The organism is Pseudomonas sp. GD04158 (assembly GCF_029834875.1).
In the GTDB taxonomy this organism is placed as follows: domain Bacteria; phylum Pseudomonadota; class Gammaproteobacteria; order Pseudomonadales; family Pseudomonadaceae; genus Aquipseudomonas; species Aquipseudomonas hydrolytica.
This window is the reverse complement of sequence record NZ_JAODYT010000136.1, coordinates 1-5,991: the sequence shown is the minus strand read 5'-3', so window position 1 is coordinate 5,991 and position 5,991 is coordinate 1. Positions and strand designations below refer to the sequence as shown.

Below are 5,991 nucleotides of genomic sequence, written 5' to 3'. Positions count from 1 at the left end.
GGCAGTTGCGCCTCCATCGGTTGATCCAGGTAATGACGCAAGCCCTGCCGCGTGGGCAGGGCATTGCGCATGCAGCCATGACGGTCACGGGCCGCCATACACCTCGTTGGGCAACCAGGTGGCCAGGGCCTCGAAATGAAACACCAGGGCCAGGCCGAGCAGTTGCAGGGCAATGAACGGCAGCACCCCCAGGTAGATATGCCGGGTGGTGATCCCCGGCGGGCACACGCCCTTGATGTAGAACAGGGCGAAGCCCACCGGCGGGGTGAGGAAGGAGGTCTGCAGGCACAGGGCGAAGAGGATGGCGAACCACAGCGGGTCCACGCCCATGGCGAACAGCACCGGCGCCACCAGCGGCAGGACGATCAGGGTGATCTCCACCCAGTCGAGGAAGAAACCCAGCAGGAAGGTGATGAACAGGACGGTGAGCAGCACGCCGGTCTGGCCGAACGGCAGGCTGGTCAGCGCCGCACGCACCACGTCGTCGCCGCCGAGGCCGCGCAGCACCGCGGCGAACACCGTGGCGCCGATGAAGATGCCGAAGATGAACGCAGTGGTGCGGCTGGTCTGGTACAGCGCGTCCTTGATCACCGCCAGATTCAGGCGCCGGCTGAACCAGGCCATCAGCACCGCGCCGGCCGCGCCAACGGCCGAGGCCTCGGTGGTGGTGGCGATGCCGAAGAAGATCGAGCCGAGCACGGCGAGAATCAGCCCCAGCGGTGGCACCACGGCCAGCAGCACGTCGAGCAGGGCACGCATGTCCAGTGGCTGACGATCCTTCGGCGCCGGGGCGAAGTCCTTGTTCAGCCAGGCGGCGATCAGGATGTACAGCACGTAGAGCACGCCGAGCAGCATGCCCGGGATCAGCGCGCCCATGAACAGCTTGCCGACCGAAGCCGCCGGTGTGCCCAGGCGGTCGGCCATCAGCACCAGCATGATGCTCGGCGGCACCAGGATGCCCAGGGTGCCCACCGAGCAGGCCGTGCCCACCGCCAGGCTCTTGTTGTAGTTGGCCTGCAGCATCGGGCCGAGCGAGAGCAGGCCGAGCAGCACCACCGAGGCACCGACGATGCCGGTGGAGGCGGCCAGCAGCACGCCGACGATGACCACCGTGATGGCGTAGCCGCCGCGCAGCGGGCCGAGCACGCGCACCAGGCTGTGCATCAGGCGCTCGGCGATGCCGGAGCGGTCGAGCATGATGCCCATGAAGATGAACAGCGGCAGCGCCACCATCAGCTCGTTGGCGACGATGCCGTAGATGCGCGCGTCCAGCACGCCGATGGTGCCGCTCCAGGTGAACCAGAGTTCGGCGTCGAAATAGTTCACCAGCACATGGCCGACGACCGCGAAGATCAGGCCGACCCCTGCCAGCGACCAGGCCACGGGAAAGCCGAGCAGCAGCAGCCCCATGAAGCTGGCGAACATGGCGATAACCAGAATTTGTTCCAGACCCATCATTTCAGCCTCGTGATCAGGGGTGCGGGTGAGCGCCGTTGGCGGGCTCGTCGGGCGCATCGATGGCCCGCGGGAAATGCAGCAGCAGGGTGCTGCAGCGCGAGGCGCGGGCGATCAGGGCAATGGCCACAAGAATCAGCCCCAGCGGCAGCACGCTCTTGAACACGAAGCGATAGGGCAGCCCGCTCGGCGCCTGCGAGTGCTCCATGTAGACGAAGGCGGTGTGGGCGTAGGCCAGCAGGCTGTCGATCATCAGCACGATCACCGGCAGGGCCAGCAGGACGATGCCCAGCAGCTCGATCCAGGCCTGGGCGCGCAGGGGGAATTTCTCGCGCAGCACGTCGACGCGCACATGGTCGTCGCGCACCACGGCGTAGCCCAGCGAGAGCATCATGGCGGCGCCGAACAGGTGCCAGGACAGCTCCTCCAGGGCGATCGAGCCACGCGACAGGATGAAGCGGCTGAACACGTTGCACAGCACCACCAGCAGCACGGCCAGCCACAGCCAGGCGCTGGCCTTGCCGATGGCGGCGACGAGACGGTCCAGAATGCTGGACAGGCGGTTATGGGGTAGCGCCGCAGCGGCGGATGTGGGGTGTTGCATCGGGAAAACCTCGGGCAGGAAGGCGCGACGGGCCGCGGCATGGCCGGGCCCGTGCAGGGTCACTGGGCGTGATCAGTCGTGCTGGTAGTAGTCCCGTGGCAGGTAACCCATACCGTGCCAGGTGGCGTGCTGCGCCATGAACTCGCGCTGGCTGCTCAGCACGCGCTTGAACATCGGGTCCTTGGCGGCCATCTCGTCCAGCACCTCGTTGCTCACGCGTTGCAGTTCGCGCAGCACCGGCTCGGGCAGCACCTGCGGTTTGACCCCTTCCTGCTGGTAGGCGGCCAGGGCGGCCGGCTGGGCCCATTCGCTCTCGGCGAAGCCCTTGAGCGTGGCCGACTCGCAGCCCATCTCGATCAGCGCGCGGCTCTGCGGCGTCAGCTTGTTCCACACGTCCTGGTTGACCAGCAGGTGCGAGGTGGTGAGGGTCTGGTGCCAGCCCGGCATGATGTAGTTCTTGATGATCTGGTCGAGGCCGAGCATCTTGTCGATCGCCGGCTGGGAGAACTCGGTGGCGTCGATGGTCTTGCGCTCCAGCGCCTGGTAGATCTCGCCGCCGGGGATCATGGTCACCGAGGCGCCGAGCTTCTCCAGCACCTTGCCGCCGATGCCGGCGAAGCGGATGCGCAGGCCGTCGAAGTCCTTCAGCTGCTCGATCGGCCGGGCGAACCAGCCGGCGCCTTCCGGGCCGATGATGCTGCACAGCATCGGGTGGATCTTGTGCGGTGCGTAGATTTCTTCCAGCAGCTTCTTGCCGTCGCCCTGGTAGTACCAGGCCAGGTAGGCCGGCGGCTCCATGTTGAAGGGCGCGCCGGAGTACAGCGGCAGCGCCGGGATGCTGCCCTGGTCATAACCGATCCAGGTGTAGCCGGCCGGGTACTTGCCGCTGCTCACCGCGTTCATGATCTCGAAGGGCGGCACCAGCTCGCCCGGCTCGTAGTAGCGCAGCTGGATGTCGCCGCCGGAGATGGCCTTGAGCGATTCGGAAAGGTGCTTGACCGGGGTGGTCAGGCCCACCAGGTGGGAGGGGAAGGCCAGGGGCACCTGCCAGCGGATCTTCTCGCTGGCCATCGCCGGGCTGGCCAGCAGACTGCCGGCGAGCAGCGCGGCGGCGGAGATACCCAGGGTCAGGCGGGAAAACGAATGTGTGACGGACATGCTGGAGTTCCTTCTTGTTGTTGTAGTTGTTTTCGAACAACGGTCAGGTCGCTCGCGCCTGCACGGAATGCTCCGCGCCGCGGCAGCGCCTGCCAGTAGCCTGTGTGGCAATGCGATCTCTATGCCAGCTTCCGGCGCCCTTATAAAACAGCGAGTTAGAGCGCATTCACACCGCCAGCACGGCGGCCAAGTCTTGAAATCTGGACAGTTACGCGAAGCACCCGCCAGACATGTCCAGAAATACGGACATGTCTGGCGGCGGTGGACAGCCTAAGAGGCGAGCCGTCGGCCGCACTCGCCTCGCGTTTCAGCCGTGCGCGGGCACGCTCCTGCCCGCCAGGCGTCGCCTCAGTTGCTGCAGCGTCCGGCCTGGAAATGGCCCTGAGCCGTTTCCCGCACCCAGGTGCTGAGCCCGGACAGGCTGCCCAGGTACTGGTTGCCGCCGACGGTGTAGTAACCGTAATAGGCACGGCCGGCCATCACGTGGCTGAGGTTGCTGGCGTTCCACTCCTGGCAGGTGAAGGCCTGGCCGCTGCCGCCGCAGGCGGCGGGCCGCTGCGCGTACCAGCGTCCCGGCTCGCCCTCGTACAGCGGAACGTTGCTCCAGGTGTCGAACGAGCCACCGATGTCCACGCCGTCGTCCTTGGCGTAGGCGCGCAGGTTGGAGGTGCCGCCGGCGTAGGCGCGACCGGCGCCGATGTGGACGGAGGGCGAGGCGCTGACGACCTGGCAGGTTTCCACCGGGGCGTTGGGATCGTAGACCTCCACGGTACGGGTGAGCGTGCTGCGGTTGCCGTCGCTGTCAGTGGCCGAATAGAGGCAGCTGTAGCTGCCGACGACGCTCGGGTTCACCGCGCTGCAGTCGGCGCTGACCGGCAGGCTGCCGTCTTCCGCGTCGCTGGCGCTGGCACCGGGATCATTGAAGGTGCTGCCCAGCGGCACCGACAGCGGGTTGTCGCCCTGCAGAACAATCACCGGATGCCCCTGCGGCTGGCTACCGTCACGGCTGTGGCGGCTGAAGAAGTCCCAGATGATGTCGGGATAGCTGGGGCCGACCTGAAGCGACCATTTGCCGTTGTTGCCCTGGGCACCGCCAATCCAGTAGTGGCCGTGGTTGGTGTCCTGGGGGTTGGGCGTGGCCAGGGGGCCGTCGTAGATGACGGTTTCCACCAGCGAGCGAGTCGCCGTGGTGCCGTCCTGGGTGTAGGCGATGTGACGGCAGCCGTAGTCGTTCTGATGGTAGGGCGAGCAACCGGTATCGGAGGCCTTGGTGGTCGCCGGGGTGTTGCGGCTGGCGCTGCCGAATACCTGCAGATGGGCGTCGCGCATGTTGTTGGCCGCGGTCTGCAGCACGGTGCAGTCGTTCCTGTTCTGCAGAATCATCAGGGGAATCGGGTAGGCGTCGTTGACTTCGCTGCGCATGTCGGCCGCGACCTGGCTGACGCTGCGGAAGGTGGCCGAGCCCGGGCATTGCCCGGACAGCGAGACCGAAGACGCCGTTTCCCGGTACGGCAGGCCTGCCGCCGGCGCTGCCGCCGCCCAGTACTCGTTGTAGGCCACGGCAGCGACCAGGGACATGGCGCCGCCGGACGACAGGCCGGTGATGAAGCGCCGGTTGGCGTCGATGACGAAGTTGGCTTCCACCTGCTGGGCGATGCGATGCAGGTCCGCGACCTCCCCGCCACCCTGGTGGATGTGCTGCTCGAACCAGAAGCCCCAGCAGTTCTCGTTGCGCAGCCCGTCGTAGCTAGTGATGAAGGGCGCCACCAGAATGAAGCCGTAGCGATCCGCCGCCGCCTTGAGGCCCCAGTCGTTGAGCACGTCGTCGTTGGTCTGCCGGCAGCCATGCAGCGCCATCACCATGGGGGCAGGCGTGCTCAGGCCGGTAGGGACATACACCTTGTAGCTGCGCTCGCGCGAGCCGCTGTAGGCCTGTTGCGGGGAGGTGTAGGAGAAGGTTTGCCCCGCCGTGACCGTGGTCGGCCACAGCAGGATCATCAGCAGGGAACACAGGGCAGCAGTGAAAAAGCGGCAAAGACGCTGATCCGCCATGCCTTGGGGCAAGGATTGCTTGGTCATGGGCGTACTCCGTTATTGACGTTGTTTTCTGGAGGTGCGCGAACCACCCTGGGACAGCTCCGAACTGCGGCTGCCCGCCAGACGCTCGCCCTGACGTCTTTGGAATATTCATGCCAACCGGCAAGGCCCAATGTTTTCAATGAGTTGGCGTCAGCGGCGGGCTGAAGCGCAGGTCGTTTCCAAGATCTCGGACAGTTTTATCCGGCCCGCGCCCGCGCAGCGGCCCTTTGTGTCCAGAAGTCGGGAGGAGGCTGTCCAGCGGGTCAGACCCCGGGCCGGCAGCGCCCCGTCCCAGAGCGCCCTGCCCCGCTCCACCGGCATGCGCTCGACCAGGTCCGTCACGGCCTGGATGCCGGCAGCAGCCGCACCAGCAGCGCACCGCAGGAGGCGACGATGGCCAGCGCCACCACCCCGCTCCAGCCCCACTGCGCCAGCGCCATGCTGCCCAGCCCGGCACCGCTCGCCATGCCGACGAACACCCCGGTGAACAGCACCGCATTCAGGCGGCTGCGCGCCGGCGGGTCGATGCCGTAGACGATGGTCTGATGGGCGACCAGCGTCGCCTGGATGGCGAAGTCGAAGCCGATGGCGGCGACCACGATCAGGCCCAGCTGGGCCTCGAACGGCAGCGCCTCGACCAGGCCCAGCAGGGCGAACGAGCCCAGCGTCAATGCCGCGCCGAGGCGGGTCACGCC

4 protein-coding genes and 1 pseudogene are annotated in these 5,991 nt (G+C 66.9%); all 5 read right to left on the bottom strand.

Annotated features, from left to right (window positions below; translation table 11 throughout):
• Nucleotides 1–84: 84 nt before the first annotated feature.
• The gene (locus N7333_RS23735) at nucleotides 85–1,455 is read right to left on the bottom strand and encodes a TRAP transporter large permease subunit (protein WP_003242484.1); all 1,371 of its coding nucleotides are present in this window, start codon (nucleotides 1,453–1,455) and stop codon (nucleotides 85–87) included.
• Nucleotides 1,456–1,471: 16 nt separating this feature from the next.
• Nucleotides 1,472–2,059, bottom strand: a complete 588-nt coding sequence (locus tag N7333_RS23730; RefSeq protein WP_012020126.1) for a TRAP transporter small permease subunit — start codon at nucleotides 2,057–2,059, stop codon at nucleotides 1,472–1,474.
• Between the two features lie 72 nt (nucleotides 2,060–2,131).
• A complete protein-coding gene (locus N7333_RS23725; RefSeq protein ID WP_012020127.1) occupies nucleotides 2,132–3,217 on the bottom strand; it encodes a TRAP transporter substrate-binding protein in 1,086 nt (361 codons plus the stop codon).
• Nucleotides 3,218–3,565: 348 nt separating this feature from the next.
• The gene (locus tag N7333_RS23720; RefSeq protein ID WP_129483657.1) at nucleotides 3,566–5,296 is read right to left on the bottom strand and encodes a PHB depolymerase family esterase; all 1,731 of its coding nucleotides are present in this window, start codon (nucleotides 5,294–5,296) and stop codon (nucleotides 3,566–3,568) included.
• 338 nt (nucleotides 5,297–5,634) lie between these two features.
• Nucleotides 5,635–5,991: pseudogene (locus tag N7333_RS23715) on the bottom strand (MFS transporter); the annotation flags it as partial.

Excerpts from the sequence above, each read along its gene's own strand:
- N7333_RS23735 (WP_003242484.1), bottom strand. The coding sequence starts at position 1,455 with ATGGGTCTGGAACAAATTCTGGTTATCGCCATGTTCGCCAGCTTCATG.
- N7333_RS23730 (WP_012020126.1), bottom strand. The coding sequence starts at position 2,059 with ATGCAACACCCCACATCCGCCGCTGCGGCGCTACCCCATAACCGCCTG.
- N7333_RS23725 (WP_012020127.1), bottom strand. The coding sequence starts at position 3,217 with ATGTCCGTCACACATTCGTTTTCCCGCCTGACCCTGGGTATCTCCGCC.
- N7333_RS23720 (WP_129483657.1), bottom strand. The coding sequence starts at position 5,296 with ATGACCAAGCAATCCTTGCCCCAAGGCATGGCGGATCAGCGTCTTTGC.